General features: G+C 37.2%; 20 protein-coding genes and 2 tRNA genes. 17 read left to right on the forward strand and 5 right to left on the reverse strand.

Annotated elements, in window-relative coordinates:
* Positions 1 to 7: 7 nt before the first annotated feature.
* Complete coding sequence (locus tag TDE_RS07320; protein ID WP_002679176.1) at positions 8 to 784, reverse strand: hypothetical protein; 777 nt, start codon at positions 782 to 784, stop codon at positions 8 to 10.
* A 128-nt stretch (positions 785 to 912) separates the two neighbouring features.
* Between TDE_RS07320 and TDE_RS07325 the strand changes: the two genes are divergently transcribed.
* The 3 genes from TDE_RS07325 to TDE_RS07335 are packed head-to-tail and all read left to right on the forward strand — an operon-like array spanning position 913 to position 3,539.
* A complete protein-coding gene (locus TDE_RS07325; protein WP_002679181.1) occupies positions 913 to 1,491 on the forward strand; it encodes a hypothetical protein in 579 nt (192 codons plus the stop codon).
* A complete protein-coding gene (locus TDE_RS07330; protein WP_002679184.1) occupies positions 1,481 to 2,050 on the forward strand; it encodes a hypothetical protein in 570 nt (189 codons plus the stop codon). The genes TDE_RS07325 and TDE_RS07330 overlap by 11 nt, the downstream gene beginning before the upstream one ends.
* Before the next feature lie 25 nt (positions 2,051 to 2,075).
* Positions 2,076 to 3,539, forward strand: coding sequence for a hypothetical protein (locus tag TDE_RS07335; protein WP_002679186.1), 1,464 nt, complete (start codon positions 2,076 to 2,078; stop codon positions 3,537 to 3,539).
* A gap of 39 nt (positions 3,540 to 3,578) precedes the next feature.
* Here the strand turns inward: TDE_RS07335 and TDE_RS07340 are convergent, their stop codons facing one another.
* From TDE_RS07340 to TDE_RS07355, 4 genes are read right to left on the reverse strand one after another with little or no spacing between them, the layout of a single operon-like run.
* Positions 3,579 to 4,067 carry a SoxR reducing system RseC family protein gene (locus TDE_RS07340; protein ID WP_002679188.1) on the reverse strand — a complete coding sequence of 163 codons (489 nt, stop codon included), beginning with the start codon at positions 4,065 to 4,067 and terminating at the stop codon, positions 3,579 to 3,581.
* Complete coding sequence (locus TDE_RS07345) at positions 4,049 to 4,852, reverse strand: TIGR00282 family metallophosphoesterase (protein WP_002679190.1); 804 nt, start codon at positions 4,850 to 4,852, stop codon at positions 4,049 to 4,051. Before TDE_RS07345 ends, TDE_RS07340 begins: the two co-directional genes overlap by 19 nt.
* A 3-nt stretch (positions 4,853 to 4,855) precedes the next feature.
* Entirely contained in the window at positions 4,856 to 5,380 is a 525-nt protein-coding gene (locus TDE_RS07350; protein ID WP_002671188.1) for a tetratricopeptide repeat protein, read from the reverse strand.
* A 3-nt stretch (positions 5,381 to 5,383) separates the two neighbouring features.
* Positions 5,384 to 6,418, reverse strand: coding sequence for a polyprenyl synthetase family protein (locus tag TDE_RS07355; RefSeq protein ID WP_164920597.1), 1,035 nt, complete (start codon positions 6,416 to 6,418; stop codon positions 5,384 to 5,386).
* Between the two features lie 111 nt (positions 6,419 to 6,529).
* Between TDE_RS07355 and ligA the strand changes: the two genes are divergently transcribed.
* From ligA to recR, 14 genes are all read left to right on the forward strand, one after another.
* Positions 6,530 to 8,467, forward strand: coding sequence for an NAD-dependent DNA ligase LigA (ligA, locus tag TDE_RS07360; RefSeq protein ID WP_002679195.1), 1,938 nt, complete (start codon positions 6,530 to 6,532; stop codon positions 8,465 to 8,467).
* Between the two features lie 2 nt (positions 8,468 to 8,469).
* The gene (locus TDE_RS07365) at positions 8,470 to 9,072 is read left to right on the forward strand and encodes a hypothetical protein (protein ID WP_002679197.1); all 603 of its coding nucleotides are present in this window, start codon (positions 8,470 to 8,472) and stop codon (positions 9,070 to 9,072) included.
* A gap of 77 nt (positions 9,073 to 9,149) precedes the next feature.
* Positions 9,150 to 9,224 (forward strand) — tRNA-Thr (locus TDE_RS07370).
* A gap of 6 nt (positions 9,225 to 9,230) precedes the next feature.
* Positions 9,231 to 9,312, forward strand: a tRNA-Tyr gene (locus tag TDE_RS07375).
* A 71-nt stretch (positions 9,313 to 9,383) separates the two neighbouring features.
* Complete coding sequence (locus tag TDE_RS07380) at positions 9,384 to 9,830, forward strand: YkgJ family cysteine cluster protein (RefSeq protein ID WP_002671181.1); 447 nt, start codon at positions 9,384 to 9,386, stop codon at positions 9,828 to 9,830.
* Between the two features lie 29 nt (positions 9,831 to 9,859).
* Positions 9,860 to 10,822, forward strand: a complete 963-nt coding sequence (locus TDE_RS07385; RefSeq protein ID WP_002669065.1) for an MBL fold metallo-hydrolase — start codon at positions 9,860 to 9,862, stop codon at positions 10,820 to 10,822.
* A complete protein-coding gene (locus TDE_RS07390; RefSeq protein WP_002669067.1) occupies positions 10,819 to 11,010 on the forward strand; it encodes a hypothetical protein in 192 nt (63 codons plus the stop codon). Before TDE_RS07385 ends, TDE_RS07390 begins: the two co-directional genes overlap by 4 nt.
* Positions 11,011 to 11,029: 19 nt before the next feature.
* Positions 11,030 to 12,052, forward strand: a complete 1,023-nt coding sequence (mltG, locus tag TDE_RS07395) for an endolytic transglycosylase MltG (protein WP_002671179.1) — start codon at positions 11,030 to 11,032, stop codon at positions 12,050 to 12,052.
* 63 nt (positions 12,053 to 12,115) lie between these two features.
* Positions 12,116 to 13,228, forward strand: a complete 1,113-nt coding sequence (locus tag TDE_RS07400) for a glycosyltransferase family 4 protein (RefSeq protein WP_010956987.1) — start codon at positions 12,116 to 12,118, stop codon at positions 13,226 to 13,228.
* Positions 13,229 to 13,291: 63 nt separating this feature from the next.
* Positions 13,292 to 13,894 (forward strand): phosphoribosyltransferase, encoded by a 603-nt coding sequence (locus tag TDE_RS07405; protein WP_002679200.1) that lies wholly within the window; start codon positions 13,292 to 13,294, stop codon positions 13,892 to 13,894.
* Complete coding sequence (locus TDE_RS07410; RefSeq protein WP_002679203.1) at positions 13,891 to 16,086, forward strand: chitobiase/beta-hexosaminidase C-terminal domain-containing protein; 2,196 nt, start codon at positions 13,891 to 13,893, stop codon at positions 16,084 to 16,086. Before TDE_RS07405 ends, TDE_RS07410 begins: the two co-directional genes overlap by 4 nt.
* On the forward strand, positions 16,086 to 16,682 hold the full coding sequence (locus TDE_RS07415; protein WP_010956988.1) for a ribonuclease HII: 597 nt from the start codon (positions 16,086 to 16,088) through the stop codon (positions 16,680 to 16,682). The genes TDE_RS07410 and TDE_RS07415 overlap by 1 nt, the downstream gene beginning before the upstream one ends.
* A gap of 96 nt (positions 16,683 to 16,778) precedes the next feature.
* Positions 16,779 to 17,084, forward strand: a complete 306-nt coding sequence (locus TDE_RS07420; protein WP_002669078.1) for a YbaB/EbfC family nucleoid-associated protein — start codon at positions 16,779 to 16,781, stop codon at positions 17,082 to 17,084.
* 17 nt (positions 17,085 to 17,101) lie between these two features.
* On the forward strand, positions 17,102 to 17,689 hold the full coding sequence (gene recR, locus TDE_RS07425) for a recombination mediator RecR (RefSeq protein ID WP_010956990.1): 588 nt from the start codon (positions 17,102 to 17,104) through the stop codon (positions 17,687 to 17,689).
* The last annotated feature ends 5 nt before the right edge of the window (positions 17,690 to 17,694 follow it).

Below are 17,694 nucleotides of genomic sequence, written 5' to 3' on the forward strand. Positions count from 1 at the left end.
GTTGCGGTTAATTTGTAAAAACTTGACACAGACTAAAATACTCAAACACCGCTTCCATAGCTCGATCCAGCGGCAGGCAATGTTTCCAGTCTTCGATTGGGGCATTGTCGCCGTCAGCAGGGATTGTGAATTTTAGCCCGTCAGGCAATTCCTTCATAATTTTACTTATGAGCTTATTTATTTTTTCTTTATCCTTAGGACTTGCAAAATCTCTTAAACCGCCGATAAGGCCGTCACGAAATTCTGGGACATCTATCAAATAATCGAGGCGGGAATTCCAGCGGAGGTCTCCGTAAATATGGGTATAATAAAATATACGGGCAAGAGCCTCCGTTTTTTGAATATTAAAATATGGGAATATTTCTCTTATGCTTTTAATTAAAATTTCCTTACCCAGCTTAAACCGGACTTGACTCTTATAAAGATGAGTTTTAAATTCCTCTTTTTGTTTGAGATCCCAGATTTGCCATTCTTGAGTATTTAGCTGTTCGGCAAGCCCTTCAACCTCGTAATTATAATCCCAGCCCCTGTGGGCATAGTATTGGTGGGTACTTGCAGAGCTTTCGGGAGCAACAATTTCATCTGGATTTATGTCGGCTATATTCCAATCCCTAAAACGCTGCAAAGCCTCATTGAGCCTTTTTCCGTTTTTATCCTTTACTGTTGCATCCATCAAAACATAGACCGCATCCTGAATCAGCCTTAATTCTTCCGGTCTTTTTAAAGAAAATTCCTTTCCCAAGATATTTGCGATGTGTTCATCATGTACTTTTCCTGTTGCCATAAATACCTCCAAGTAAAAAGAACAGTGAAGATTATAACATATTTTAATAATTATCAATAGTGTAAAGAACTTGAATAATGAGCATAATTATGTTACACTATAAGGCAGTTATTTTAAAGGAGTTTTTTATGATGGATTGGAATATTCCTGAAAAACCGTCTAAATTTTATTCTTTGCAAAAAAGGAAAGAAAAGTTAAATAATGCTTTTATATGGACCGAAGAAAATAAGCAAAAGATTCTTGACCTTAATAATCACTTATGCTCATTGATGGATTCTCTTTATGATCAAGTTGCAAAATTAAAAGAAATACACGATAGATTTATCTCTGAAGGAAAAACGGAGTATTCTAATTACAGCATTAAAGGTTCAATTTTATATGCTCCCGATAATGAGAATCCGGCTTTAACAAAGCGTGAGATTAAAATGCAAGAAGCTCTTGATTCTTTTTTAAAATGGGAGCTTTATCAAATTTTTGCAACAGGTATACCTGATTGTACAGGTAGTACCAAAATGCCGAACCGTGAATATATGGATTCCGATAAAAAAGAATATGGCTGTATTGATGATATTGATGATTTTCAAATCTGTAAACCCCTATCCATATTTTTAGATACTGTAAGCTGTTTTGCTATTGAAGATGTACTAAAAATAACTCCAAAAGATTTTTATACGGAGGCGGAGGTCTTTTTAGAATATGATAGATGATGCCATTTATGAATACTTAAAGGATTGTCTATTATTTGATCGCTGTCTTAATCTTAACCATTCATTTGAATGGACTACTGAAAAGGTTGAACATGTTAAAAAACTTGGGGTGGCTATAGTCGAAAAAGAAGATTTACTTATAAAAAAAGTAAAGAAATTGGCAGAAGACTATAACAAACTTTTTAAAGAAACTGATACAGGCTTTGAGGATTTTTATATAGAAGGGTGCCTGCGTTTAAAGCAAAATATAAAGCTACCATTTGCTTCTTTAGAGGATAAGATGCGTATATGGTATAAAACTTTTTGGGAGGATTCTTCAGTATGTGCCAATACGGACGGTTTATTTAGAGATACTGACGATGGCTTGTTCCTACGGGATAAGAATTGGAACATTGAGAGATTTGATAAAAAATATGTAGGAGATACGGCTATACCTTATTTTTTACACCGTATTTTTGTCGATGCCGACACTTATAGTTTGGAAGACCTTATGCGTATAAGTCCTGATGACTTTATTACTGATATTGTTGTGATATTTAGAAATTATCCTGATCATTAAGTTTCTCCTCAATTTAGCCGATACTATGAACATGGGCAGTTTTAATATAAACTTTAAAAAATATATTTTTATTTTGTTTTTTTCTCTTTCTTTTTTTTCCGTTTATTCTGATGATGATATTAAGGAGTCTTATGACAGCGAATTTTTAAAGGTTGATGATGGGCTGATTCCTCTGGTTCCTTTAGATAGAATGCCGGATTCCGCTTTGGTTAGAAGGGATATTGCAAAATCATGGCTTTTAGCGGCTCCTGAAGAAATTGCCTCCCGGCATTTACACATTGACGCGGATTCGGCCGGAAACCTTTTTAAAATAAGATCGGTATATCTAAAAGAGAAAAAGCTTCTTGCCGTAGTTATAAGCCCCATCGATACCGAGTTTTCAAACCTCGAAAAGGTTCCGCAAGGGACATGGATTTTATACCGGAATTATGAAACCGGAGCGCCCGAATGTATTAAAATTTATCCGCGTGAAAATCCTGAACTTTATTTAAGCATAAGGCCTTCATCATCAAAAGATAAATCTCTTATAAGTATTTGTCTTTTTAATACTTATGTCAGAAAAGATATTTCCGTAGGTATTCCTTTTGAGAATTTATATTATTTACCGCTTTTAAAACTAAGGGACATTACAAAGGATATGCTCCCTTGGGACATCTTCAATCCGCCTATTTTTTATAACGGTGTTGAAGCGGCATCAGATACAATTCGGGACAGATTAAAGACCTTGGTTTATATTCAAGACGGAGCCTTTGACGAATTCGGTGAACCCATTCATTTAACAGACGGAAGACCTCAGACTGAAGATGATATTGTTAAAGCTATTCGGCCCGACCAAAGGCTTAAAGACGTAAAGGGCGGTGTAAACTGTTCAGGTTTTGCCAAATGGATAGTGGACGGAATGATTCGGCCCATCGCAGGGCAGGGTATCTTTATTAAAAGCCTTAAAACCGAAACCGATGTACCTGATACTTATTTTACCAAGCCTTACAAAGAAAGAGAACTCTATTTCGGTCTTGAGTGGATACGTAATCTTGCGGCTGCAGCGTTAAGTTTAAACGTAAAGCGTACCGTAAAGCCCATAGGCTCGGGCCTTGATGTTACGGTTGAACCCTTTGCTCTTGTGCCTCCCATAAAGCAAAAGAATGTAAAAGAAGATTTTGCTTCGTTTAAGGGATATGAAAAAACAGCGGGTTATCAGACTTCGTATTTGCAAGCTCTCCTTTATTACCTTGCAATAAGCGAGCCGGGGCATTTTTATTTAGGAGCGGTAAGCCGTACTGTAAGTCCTGAAAAAGGAAGTCCGCCTCTTAGACAATATCATCATATTGCCGCTTTTTTCCCTTATTTTGACGTTTTCGGTAATTTTCATATTGATGTTTACGAAAGCGGAAAAGAAACTTCAATAGAGCAATTTATGAGCTTGAACTCTAATGCCTTTACGGCCTTGGTCAGAATCAGGGCTCCCCAACCCGGAGTATTCAATCCGTAAAATCTGCCGTAGGGGCTAGGACGCCGATAGGCTGTCTGTCTATAGACTGCTTATTACTTGAGGCAGAGCCCTATCTCCCATTTTATTTTTTAATAAAAAGGCTAGGGCAGTTCCCGTTAAAAGCCCTAAAAAAAGGCCTCCTACAGCCGCTTTTTCGGTGTAAAAAATGAGGTAGGAGCTTAAACTGAAAACAAAGGCTAGGAGTATGGGAATAATAACCGAAGAAAGGGTTTGAATCCTTGTTTGGTTTTCATTAATTTCTACAATAACGAAGTCTCCTTTTTTTAAATTTCTTCCGCTATTGTTTAAGGCCGTAATCTTATTTCCGCTGACTGCCAAAAGCCCTCTTTCCTTATTTTTGCCGGCAAAACCGCAGCCTCCGCAAGTTGCACAGCTTTTTACCGCATAGCAATCTTTTTGTTTTATGGAGCAGGCATTTTCGGTCTTTGAATTATCCAAATCTATGTTTATCTTTTCTACATTGTTTTTATCAGTCCACACTGATGTAACTATTCCGTATCTTTGCAAAGTTCCGACTCCTCAAAAATTCTTTTTATTTCTATTGCGTTCCCCTCATCATCGGTTTTGATAAAAAGGCCTTGAAGGACGGGGCGTGCCCAAGCGTCTTTTCCGAAATCGGGAAGGCAGGTGCGGTATTCTCTTATTTTATCTTCAATCGCATATCCGCCCACAGAATTAAGGCTTCCTGTTCTGCCTGCATCCGTTATGTAGGCGGTTTTATTTTCTAAAATACACTCATCGGCTGTCTGCACCCTTGTTCCCGATCCGATCAGGGCTGAAACCTTGCCTGAAAGCAAAAAGCCTAGGGCTTGTTTTTCGGCAGTTGCAAAAGAGGAAAAATCCACAAAGATGATATCCGCTTCTTCTTTTAATCGGGAAACAAGTTTTTCGGTTTCAGTAAAGGGGTTTTCAGCCATTATTTTGTGATGTCCTATTCTGCCGATGACTGAAACGACGGCTATTTTTTTGTTCGGTTTTAAATTAAAAATCTTCCATCCGTTGCCGGGAGATTCCGACGGCAAATTAAAGGGGCGTAGTACATGGGGTGTTTTAGGAAGGTCATCTACCAAGTCTTTTTTTTGAAAGATTAAATCTCCTGAAGTGATACAGTCGATACCGAGTTTTTTTAAGTAGACTGCATGCTGTTTTCCAAGCCCCCCTGAGCCCGTAGCCGAATTTGCATTAGCAATAACAAAATCGGCCTTATATTTTTCTTTTAAATTTGAAAGTTGTGTTTTTACTAGCCATACACCGGCCTTGCCTGTAATTTCGGCAATATATAAAATATTCATTATTTATTCTTGATAATCCATCTCTTTTAAAATTTTATTGCATCTTTCAGCCAAATCATTCATTCCCAATTCAAGATAGGTATCACGCAAGTTAAAAACCGCATCTCCCATTTCAGGGTCAAGTGTAACGGCCGATTCAAAGGCTCTCCGTGCAGCCCTATAGTTTTCCTTATTAAATAAAACCGTTCCGTAATTATTCCAAACCCTTCCGTTTTCGGGCTCCAGTTTTATAGCGCTTTCAAAGGCTCTTTCTGCCTGGTCGATGTCTCCCGTTTCAAATAAAACAAGCCCTAATGAATCCCAAGCGTCAGCCTCATAGGGATTATATTTTAAGGATTGAAAAAGGGCAAACTTACTGTCATTTTGCCTTTTAGCGGCATAGTAGCTCAAACCTAGGTTGAGCCACATCAGGCTGTTATCGGGTTCAAGGGCAAGCCCTTTTTTTAAGCAGGCTATAGCTTCATTGTGAAAGCCCTGCATAGACATGCTCACTCCCGTATCGTTAAAAAATTGAGCCGATTCTTGCATTTTCTACCTCAATATCGTGTTAAACAAATCGAAGATAAGTTCTTTTGCTTCGTTTTGTTTGTAATTATTTTGAAGCTTTATCAATGAAGCTTCTACAATCTTTTTGCCGTAATCTTCTGCCCTTTTTACAGCCTTTGAAGAACAAATAGCCGAAATCGAGGCTTCGACTGCGGGAGATTCTATGCCTTCTTTTGCAGCCTGTTTAAATAAAAGCTTTATTTTTTCGACACCTTCAGGATTTTCTTCCGTATAAAAAATTAGAGGAAGGCTTTTTTTGCCTTCAACTATGTCATCGCCCCGCCTTTTACCGGCGTTGCCTTCAGTAATATTTTTTACATCGTCCAAGATCTGAAAACCTATACCCATATCGGTCATAAGTTTTCCGTATTCCAGAACTTCATTGATAGGTTTACCGGCAGCTATAAAGCCTAATTCTCCTGCCAACTTTGCAAGAGAGCCTGTTTTTAGACTTATCATAGTTATGTATTCATCAACTGACGGAATTATATCGGAATTTGAATGCCAGCCTATATCCATAGACTGCCCTAAATGGAGCCTTCTTAAATTTTGCGAGTAAAGCGAGTATATTACGGCCCTTACGGATTCTGAAACTTCATAATTTATCAGGGGATTAAGGGCTTCAAAATAAAGCCATGAGGCGGAATTTAAAGCCGTATCAAGCCCGTATTTTATGTGAGCCGCAGGAGCCCCTCTGCGGGTATCGGATTTATCCTCTATATCGTCATGGACGAGGCTTGCCGTATGACAAAATTCGATGAGGGGGGTAAGGGGGTAGGCCTTTTCGGGATCGCCTTCTGCAAGTTCGCATGAAAGAACACATAGAAGGGGCCGCCACCTTTTTCCTCCGCGTTTTACCAAATCCCTTACAGGATTGATGATATTTAAAAAAAAGCTGTCCGGCAAGCTGTAAGCTAATTCGCCGAAACTTTGAGAAATCCACGAAGAATTTATTTTTTCAGGCAAAAAACAATCGAGAGTTTTTTCGATATGTTCAAGCCGATTTTTTAATTCCATCATCTTTTCACAATATATCACAAAAAGGAAAAATTGGCAATCTATATTTGGTAATTGCCCAAATTCTTCTTTTTTGGTAAAATAAGAATGCTATAAAAATTTTGGAGCAGAATTATGGCAAAAGAAAAAAGAATTTTAGACCTTGAAAAGACCATAAAAAAACATCAAGACCTTTATTATAATGCCCAACCTGAAATTTCGGATGCGGAATTCGATGCTCTTTGGGATGAATTAAAAGCACTGGATCCTCAAAATAAACTTTTTTTTACGGTTCCGCTGGAGTCTACCGAGGGTTTTGCAAAGTCGGAGCATATTATTCCTATGGGAAGTCAGGAAAAGGCTGCCGATCCGCCTTCCTTTGAAGCTTGGGCCTTAAAGATGCCCTTTAAAGAATATATCGTGCAATATAAAATGGACGGGGCAAGTCTTGAGCTTCAATACGAAGAAGGGCATTTTGTGCGTGCCGTTACCAGAGGCGACGGAAAAATCGGGGACGATATAACCGAGAATGTACTTAAAATGAAAGGGCTGATAAAAGATATTACTGTAAATGCGGGGCCTGCCTATGGGACTAAACCCTTTTCCGGCGGAATAAGGTGCGAGGTTATAATGCTTCGTTCCATTCATCAAAAATACTTTAAGGATAAGGCTAATTGCCGAAATGCTGCAAACGGGCTTATGAAAAAAAAGAACGGAGAATTGTGCGAACACCTAAATCTTTTTGCCTATGATGCCGTTCAAGGAAGTATAGGCCGCCCTTTTACGGGAGATGCCCCCTTTAAAACCGAGTCCGAAAAACTCGTCTGGCTTAAAAAAGCGGGCTTTAATTGTGTTGAAGTAAAATACTGTAAAAGTATTGCTGAAGTAATAGAATATAGGGCTCATGTTATGGATATCCGCCCTTCCTTGGACTATGACATAGACGGCCTTGTAATCAAAAATGATACAATCGATCCTGAAGACATGAAAAGAGCCCGTCCAGAAAAGCAGATAGCTTTTAAGTTCAGCTTGGAAGAAGCGGTTACCGTCCTAAAAGAAATCGAATGGAGCGAGTCGGGGGCTACCTATACCCCCATAGCCCTTATCGAGCCTGTACGCCTTGCCGGTACTACGGTAAAAAGAGCAAGCCTTGCAAACCCGAACATAATCAAGGCCCTAAACTTAAAAATCGGAAGCAGGGTAGTGGTAACCAAGAGGGGGGAGATAATTCCTAAGATAGAAGCCCTTGCAGAAAATCCTCCTAATGTTAAAGAAATAGAATATCCAGATACCTGTTCCGTATGCGGCAGTCCTCTTACCAATGAGGGTACAAGGCTTTATTGCCCCAACATGAGCTGCCCTAAACTTATCCATCACCGAATCGAAAAATGGATAAGCGTTCTCGATATAAGGGATTTCGGTATAACCCTCATAAAAAGACTTTTTGAGATGGGACGGGTTAATTCAATCACCGATTTATATACCCTCACTGTCGAAGAATTGGCAGCTATAGACCGCATGGGAAAGCTCTCTGCCGAAAAGGTCTATAAGGCCCTCCATTCCAAAAAAGAAATAAGCTTAACCGAATTTATTGCCGGCTTTGATATTGAAGGAATCGGCGAAACAATGGTCGAAAAGCTTGAAGAAGCGGGTTTTAATGATTTGAATGAGCTTCTTGGAGCCTCGGAAGCCGACTTTGCAAATGTTTATCAGTTCGGGCAGGTTCTATCCCATACCTTAGTAACAAACCTTTCGATCTTAAAAGATGAGATGACCGGATTGATAGATAAGGGTTATATAAAAATTAAACCTCCGCTTACATCGGAAGAGGGGGCAGTTTTAAAGGGCTTAAGTTTTTGTTTTACTGGGGAGCTTAACACGATGAAGAGGGCTCAGGCTGAAGCCTTGGTAAAAGAAAAGGGGGGAACTGTAAAATCTTCCGTTGTAAAGGGCCTAAGTTATCTTGTAACCAATACACCCGATTCGGGGTCATCTAAAAACAAAAAAGCCCAAGAATTGGGAACTGCAATCATAACCGAAGAGGCTTTTTTAAATCTTATTGGGAAGGTATAGCCTTGTTAAAGAGAAAAAAAAGGTTTTTAATTATTTTTTTATCCGTTTCTCTTTTATTTTTTTTAATCTTCGGGGCAGTGGAGCTTTATAATTATAAATTAGGTTCTATCAAACAAAAACTGTCTAAAACAAATTTAAGTATTTATAGTACAGGAACGATGATAAAAACATTCGGACAAAATACGGAAACGGTGAGCGCCGTTATTTCTTTTTTTACACCGAGCGGAAATCTTATAAACAGTTACGAAAGAGCCTGGCAGGGCTGGGAGCTTAATCTTGAATGTATAGTTTTTACCTTTGAATCAGGCTCAATAGTATTTCCTTACCGCCTTTTTTCGAATGAGTCAAAGTACGGTACCGGCGTAAAACTTTTTGATTATTATAACCGAGATGGGTATCCTGCAATTTATGATTACTATTTTTTTTCAAAAGAAGAAAAAGAACTTATAAAAAGCCTTTACGGATATGCAGTTTTTTCTCCCTATCTTTTAAAAGTTTTTTCTTATGCAAAGACAAAAACCGTAAGTTTACATAATTTTAAACCCGATACGGAATATCTTTTATATGTCGGTTCTGATGGAGAAATAAGATTTATAAAAAATTAAGGAAAAATTATCTGAATTCTGAGTAAAACCTCTTGACAAAATCCGGTATATCGAGTAAACTTGCTCTTGTTGTCTATGCCAACTTAGCTCAGCTGGTCCAGAGCACGTGATTTGTAATCTCGGGGTCTAGGGTTCGAATCCCTAAGTTGGCTTTTTATGGGGAGTTTCCCGAGCGGTCAAAGGGGGCAGACTGTAAATCTGTTGGCTATGCCTTCCAAGGTCCGAATCCTTGACTCCCCATTTTGGGATTGTTTTAAGTCTTTTGATAAAAAGAGCTTGAAACAATCCCTTTTTTGTTTTATACTATTGACATGGATAAGCAATTCTGGAAAAGCGGTTTAAATTTTTCATGTACAAGGTGTTCGGCCTGCTGCCGATTTGATCCGGGATTTGTGTTTTTATCCGAACATGATCTTTCGAGATTATTGGAATGGGCAACTATGCCGAAAGATGAATTTATAAAAGTGTATTGCCGCTGGGTTCCTAAGGATGACGGTTTTGAGTACCTATCCTTAAAAGAAAAACCCAATTATGACTGTATACTTTGGGATGACGGATGTAAGGCCTATACTGCCAGACCTCGTCAATGCTCGGATTTTCCTTTTTGGAATTCGATTTTAAGTTCAAAGGATATGTGGGATATAAATGCCCGATATTGTCCCGGTATGGGAAAAGGCGAATTTTATTCTGCAGAAAAAATTGAAAAAATTCTTACAAGGAGAAAAGCTGAACCTTGTATTAAACGGAGAGTAGATTAAAATCTTAAGGAAGAATTTTTGGAGTATTTATGCTTGTAAAATTTTGGGGCGTTAGGGGGTCGCTTCCGGCTCCGCTTACGCCGGCACAAGTTCAAAGTAAGATTGCTGCTGTAGTTCAAAGGATAACTCTAAAAGACATCGAAAGTCAGGACTCAAGGGAAAGGTTTTTAGCCTCTCTTCCTAAATGGCTTTTTGGTACTATAGGATCCAATACCGCCTGTGTTGAAGTCGAAACCGATGACGGTGGACACCTTATTTTTGATGCAGGAACAGGAATAAGGGAGTTAGGAATCGATTTGATGAAAAGACCCGACTATGGAAAAAACACGACATACCATTTGTTTTTTTCACATTTTCATTGGGATCATATTCAGGGTCTTCCTTTTTTTAATCCCGCCTATGACCCCCGAAACAAGATAATTGTTTACAGTACCCGAAAAAAAGCAAAAGAATTTTTAGAAGATCAGATGAAGTATCCGTATTTTCCTATTTCGATGTTAGGAGAAGACGGATTCGGTGCTTCTTTTGAGTTTAAATATATTGAGCCTGATCAAAAATATGTTGAGATAGGCGATACTAAGATAGGCTGGCATAGAGTGCGTCATCCGGGAGGATGTACGGCCTATTCGGTAATCGAAAAAGGAAAAAAAATAATTTATTCTACAGATACGGAGCTCCGTCCTCGTGATTTTGAAAGGAACGAACAAAATGCCGAATTTTATACCGATGCCGAGATGCTGATAATTGATGCCCAATACACCCTTACCGATTCAATTTTAAAGGAAGGGTGGGGACACTCGACTTTTTCCGTAGCCATAGATTTTGCAGCCGGTTGGAATATAAAAAGCATTGCTCTTTTTCATCATGAGCCTACATATCATGATAAAAAAGTATTTTCGCTCAAACAAACAGCCGACTGGTACAGGGATTGTTCTCGTGCTCCCGATATCAAGATTTTTATTGCTCAAGAAGGCAGGTCTTTTTTAATATGAGTGAAACCGAATCAGTATCATATTTGTTTTCAGATAACGAATTAAAACAACTGGCTTTATACCTCAGAAAAAATGCCGACTCGCTTCCCAGAGTTTTAGAACCATTATCCGATTTTGCAGAATCGTACGTTTATGGGAGGATGACTATAGGAGAAGCAGAGGCTTTTTTTGAGCAAGCATCCTTATAAGAAAAAAGGAATTTTTTATATGAAAAAAAAATCAAAGATTGTCATAATAATATTGTGTATAGCCGGCCTTCTTGCCGGTACAATATTTTTTGTTTTGTCGCTTAATAATCCCCCTTTAGAATTTTCAGAACCGCTTGTAACATTTAAAATACCGCGCGGTACTGCCGCAAAAACGGTTATTGGTGAGTTAAAAGCTAAAAATCTTATACGCTCGGAGCTTTATGCCTATGCCTATCTTAGGCTTAAAAAACTTAATTTAAAGGCCGGCACATATCAAATAAGGCCCGAAATGACCACCCATGATATTTTACATAAGCTGACCCAAGGCTCTCAAGCCCTTAAAAAGCTTACAATACCTGAGGGCTTAACTCTAAAAAAGACGGCTCAAGTTTTCGAAACTGTAGGTCTTATAAAAGCTGAAGACTTTATTGCAATAACTTCCGATTCCGATTTTTTAGAAAAAAACGAAATTAAGGCAAAAACAGCCGAGGGCTTTTTATATCCGGATACCTATTTTTTCGGAGAAGAAGATACGCCTGAGATGATGGTAAAAATGATTATAAAAACTTTTTTTGAAAAAACTTCATCCATTCCGAATTTTCCTAAAGATTTTAACGAAATTTATAAAAAGGTGATTTTGGCCAGCATTATTGAAAGAGAGTATCAGCTTCCTGAAGAAGCTCCTATAATTTCAAGCGTTTTTACTAACCGCCTTAAAATAAATATGGGACTTCAATCATGTGCAACCGTTGAATACATAATCACCGAAATCAAAAATAAAAAGCATCCTACTCGGCTTTTTTATGAAGACTTGGAAATTCAAAGTCCTTACAATACCTACATCCATGAAGGCCTTCCGCCGGGGCCTATTTCGAACCCCGGATTTACGGCCTTAAATGCTGCCTGTAATCCCGCAAATACGGATTATTTTTATTTCAGACTGATCGATCCGGATACCGGAAAGCATGTATTTACAAAAACCATAACTGAGCATAATAAGGCCGGAGAAGGTCTTTTATTAAAAAAAGCCGCCGGTCAATAATAGGTACTTGTAGAATAAAATTATCATTTGTGATATAATTATTCCCGCTCGGAGGAATTTGTTTTGAAAATTGGAGTAGATGCATTCGGATGTGATCACGGCCGCTCAGGCATAGGCTCTTATATACTGTCTATTGTAAAAAATTTGCCTAAAAATGATTACGAATTCGAGCTTTTTGGTCCCGAACTTGATAAGTATACATATACATCCGACATAGATTATGTTTCTTTTACAGGTATAGATATTTCCGATACAAAATTTTCGGAAAAAATTTGGCATTTTAAAAATTTAAACTCTTTTATAAAAAAGCAAAGATATGATGCCGTCATTTACCCTGCAGGGGTAGAACTTTTACCTCCGATTTTTACCGTACCTTCTATTTTGGTTATTCAAAGTCTTTTATCTGCAGACCTTGGTACTATTGCAAAGATGGGCTTAAGGCGTACGCTTAAAAATGCCTCAGGCCTTATAAGTCCTACAAAATACATTCAAAACGATTTATCGCAATTTGGGGTAAACGCATCCGACATAAAAGTAATATATAACGGTATTGACTGTTCTCTTTTTAAGCCCATCACAAATGATGAAGATAGGGTTTTAATACAGCCCTTTGCAATTCAAAGACCGTATATAATTTATGCCTCCCGCATAACACATGAACAAAAATGCCATGTAGAATTGATAAAGGCCTTTGCCCTATTTAAAAAGCAAACAGGTTCTCCTCATCGTCTTGTTATTGCAGGTTCTGACGGAAATAATTCCGAAGCTGTTCATAATGCGGTAATACAATCGGGCTTTTCTTCGGATATTTTGCTTACAGGTTATTTTCCTCATGAAAGTCTTCCTCAGCTTTATTCATCGGCAGACCTTTGTGTCTTTCCTTCGATGATAGAAGGAGTAGGCTTACCGGTTATTGAAGCCATGGCCTGCGGTGTTCCTGTTGCTTGTGCAAGGGCCGGAGCGCTTCCGGAAGTTGCAGGGGATTCTGCTCTGTTTTTTAATTCAAAAAAACCAGAGGAAATTGCAGAAGCCATTTCTTCTTTAGTCGATTGCGATAAAAATACGGCAAAAAGAAAAGAAATTATAGAGAAAGGTCTTGACTGGGTAAAAAAATATAATTGGGAGACCACAGCTCATCAAACTATCGAATACATAGATTCTTTGCTAAAAAAATAACCGAAAAATATATTGAAAAATATACCGTAAAATGATATAATCTTCTAATATCACGAGGATTTTATGAAAGAATTTTTAAATTACAATACGGTAAGAGATAACGGATTCATTCTCGCCAGAAAGATGTATGATGAAGGATATGTTCCCGATGTTATTTATGCCTCTATGAGAGGAGGTGCTTATCTGGCAAATGTAATAAGTGAATTTTTTAAAATAGCTTATAAAGACGAAAAGAAGATTTTATATTCAACAGTTGTCGCTCACTCTTACTCCGGAGTTCATAATAACTCGGAAATAGTATTGGACGGTTGGACGCTCCATCCAAGCAAACTGCCGGCCGAGGCTTTGGTTTTATTGGTAGACGATATTTTCGATTCCGGTGCTACAATAAATTATCTCGTCGATGAGTTAATTAAACAAGGATTAAAAAGAGAAAATATAAAAATTGCCGTTCATGATTATAAATATTTTCATGATAAAAAAGAACAATATGAGCATCACCCCGATTATTGGTGCCGAAAGCATGATATTTATACAGAAAAGGATAATTTATGGATTCATTATATGAGCCATGAATTAGTCGGTCTTTCTAATAAAGAACTCGAAGAAAACTATTATTCGAAAAATCCTGCTTTAAAAGATGTATTTAAAGGAATAATAAATTGAAAAGACTTAAAATTTATAGCATTCTTAAAATTGGTTTCATTATAGCAGCTTTTGGCTTGTTTGCTTTAGATTTAAATTGCTATGAATTGGATGAACTTGAAATAAAGCAAGATTATAAAAAAGACGGTGTAAACCTTGATATAAAATATCCTGAAAGCCAAGAGGATTACGTTTTTTATAGATCTTTTAATCCGCTTACCAATTTGTATTCAAACGGTAAACTAAAAAAAGGTGAAAGACCGTTTTTTAATTTTGGAACGGAACTTTGTGTTTGGGTACAAACCTCATCGGGAAAGTTAAGTAAACCGGCTCATCTAATTGTTGAGCCCTTGGAAGAAAAAAAACTTTTAAATGTTTTAAGTCCTCAAGAGGGTACTTGGAATGAGACGCAAAAACTTATAATTCAACATCCTCCTAAAACACAAATTATATATTCCGTGGATGGAAGCGATCCCTTGGACTTCGGTCTTTTATATACCGGACCTATCAACCTTGAAAAAGAAGGAAAAATAGAGCTTAGAATAAAGGCTGTACCCGAATCGGGAAATATCACAGAGAAAATAATAAACTATGAAGTATCTCCCGATGGTATTCCTTCTCCTAAAATACCTGAGACCGCTTTAAATGAAAAGCCCGATAAAGATTTAGAGTACAATATTTTAAATTGGTATTTTTTGGAATTTAATTCCGATGTGCCTATTTATTATTTGATCAAAAAAACAAATGATGATTCAACAACCGATGCTTCCCAACTCTTAAATATTTATGACGGGCCTGTTTTTATTGATAGAACTAAAGATACCGTATTTTACTGGGTAAAAGCAAAAGAAGAAAATGTAAATAAAATATTTTTACCTAAAAAACCTGTTTTATCCTCGGTACCCAAAACAGCAGTAAATAGAAATATTGAGCTTAAATTTGATGATGAGCGTTATACTTATTTTTTTGAAACAGGTGACGGCAATACTTATATTTATCCCGATAAAAATTCTTCTCAATTTAAAAAAGATGCATCTTATATATTTGATGTGGGAATAAAAGAAGAACGTTTTTTTGATGTTAAAATAAGAGCTTTCTATGATGGTCTCTTTCATGGTGAGTTGAAAACATCATTTACAATAGATAAGCTTCCTCCCGAAAAACCTGAAGTTTCTTTTACCCCGCTCATATCGCCTACAAATTCGGATGTAAAAATAAAAATTAAATCGGCTTCAGTTGAGACAGTAGTTGAAATTGAACCTCCTATTTTTACTTCGTCTTCGAAAGACGAAATTGTTTTAACCGGAGCTATGGGGGAAAAAACTATTTATTCCGTAAATATTTATAATAAGGATGAAGCAGGTAATAAGAGTGCAAATGTCAATAAGGAATTTATAATAGATAAAAATGCCGTATATGTAGATAATAATTATAAGATTAAAAATTCCGATGGAAATCCGTCAAAACCTTTTTCCTCTATTTATGAAGCTGTTGATTATATAAATAAGGTATCTCTATTGCAACAAAATAAGGTAAGTTCCGAAAAATGGAAAATATATGTAAGAGGGGATTGTATTTTAAATGAAGCCGTGCTTATTACAAGAAATATAAAAATTACCTCTGCAGGTCAAAAGACCGCAATTCATTTTTCTAAAAATTCGGGTTTTGTTGTAATCGGTGCAAATTTCGAAATTGAAAACTTTAAAATTTTTAGAAGGGAAAGAGCTGAAGAACCGCGTGAGGTTCCGATAATTTATGCAGATAAGGCAAGTATAAAACTTAATAATGTAAGTCTTCAAGCTTTTGAGGGCGGGCCTGTTTTAAGTTCTTTCTATTCTCATTTGGATATATCCGATACTAAGGTAATTTCGGAACAGACAAAGCACTGTCTTATATTTAACCTAAATAACTCTTCAGCCGTTTTTCAAAATACTGATTTTACAGGAAAAGGATTTTCGGTTGCAGCAATCTCCGCCTCAAATTCAATTATTGAACTTGATAATCTAAACGCCTCTCTTAGTCCGAATTTTACTGCAAGGTTTTTGGAGGCTTGGAATTCCGAAATATCTTTAGGAAGGCTTAACCTTATCCGTTTACCTGAATCGGCACAAAATAGAGATACCGCTGTTTGGTATAATAAGAATTCAAGAATGGATATTAAATTCAAACCCATTGTCAGAGGTTTTTCAAATTCAATTGAGAGAGAACCATAATGTTATGCGGTATAGATGAGGCGGGAAGAGGGCCCCTTGCAGGTCCTGTTACGGCAGCTGCCGTTATCCTTCCAAGCAGCTTTGATTTTTCAATTTTAAAAGATTCAAAAAAACTGACAGAAAAAAAAAGAGAAGAAGTACGTAAAACCATATATGCCGACCCAAATGTTATTTGGGCTATCGGCTGGGCATCCAATTATGAAATAGATGAGATAAATATCTTGCAGGCAACTTTTTTGGCAATGGAAAGAGCTTATGAAGGCCTTTATTTAAAACTTCAAGAATTCTGTAAATTAAACAATGATAAATTTATAGAACCGGATATTATTGTTGACGGTAACTTTATTCCCAATATTAAAAATTGCTCTTCGATTAAAGCTCTCGTAAAAGCTGATGATTCCGTTTATGAGGTTATGGCTGCTTCTATTTTAGCAAAGACTGCAAGGGATAGAATGATGATACGCTACTCTTGGATTTATCCTGAATACGGATATGAAAAACACAAGGGTTACGGAACAAAAAAGCACATAGAAGCAATTAGATTTAACGGCTATAGTCCGATTCAGCGCAGATCTTTTTTTGTAAAAAATTTGTAAAAATATTTATAAATAGCTTACTTGTATTATTTATAAAAAAATGTTAATCTTATTGTAGTTATTTACAATAAAAAAGTATTTGTGAGGAGTAACAAATTGAATCCTTTTGATATTATGAAAAATGCAAAAGAAATCCAAGCAAAAATTGCCAATATTAAATCCGACCTTGATCAAGAAGTTGTTGAAGGTGTATCGGGCGGAGGTCTTGTAAAAATCCGCTTAAAAGGCAGTTTTGAAGTTGAATCTATCTTCCTTGATCCTATAGCTGTAGATAATCGTGATGTTCCTATGCTTCAGGATTTAGTCAGGGCTGCTCATAATGATGCAGTGGCAAAACTAAAAGAACTTTTACAAAATAAACTTGGGCCCCTTGCAAGTCTTGCAGGCGGTTTACCTTTTTAAAAGAGGTATTAAATTAGATGAATGCTATTGATGCAGTTATAGACTCATTTTCCCGCCTTCCCGGTATAGGTCATAAGAGTGCTGCCCGCATCGCCTATCATCTTCTAAAACAAGGGCCTGCGGATGCCTTGCGTTTAGCGGAAGCTGTTTCTACCTTACACGAGAAAATTCATCCTTGTACTATATGCGGTTCTTATACGGAAGATGAGATTTGTTCTATTTGTGCGGATGAAACAAGGGATAGGGCAACTATCTGTGTAGTAGGCTTTCCTCAGGATGTGAATACAATTTCTTCAATCCCCGAATATAGAGGATTGTTCCATGTTTTGGGCGGACTTATAGCTCCCCTTGAAGGTATAGGCCCCGATCAATTACATATAAGTGAGCTTATCAGACGTATTCATGAAGGCGGAATTACCGAGGTTATTCTTGCAACCAACCCTACGATTGAAGGCGATACTACGGCCCTGTACATTCAAAAAATATTGCAGGACCTGCCTGTTAATATAACAAGGCTTGCCTCAGGCTTACCTGTCGGAGGCGATTTGGAATATGCCGATCGTTTGACCCTTGCAAGGAGTTTAAACGGCCGCATTAAATTTTAATTTTT

Origin of the sequence: Treponema denticola ATCC 35405, from assembly GCF_000008185.1 — a bacterium.
GTDB lineage: Bacteria > Spirochaetota > Spirochaetia > Treponematales > Treponemataceae > Treponema_B > Treponema_B denticola.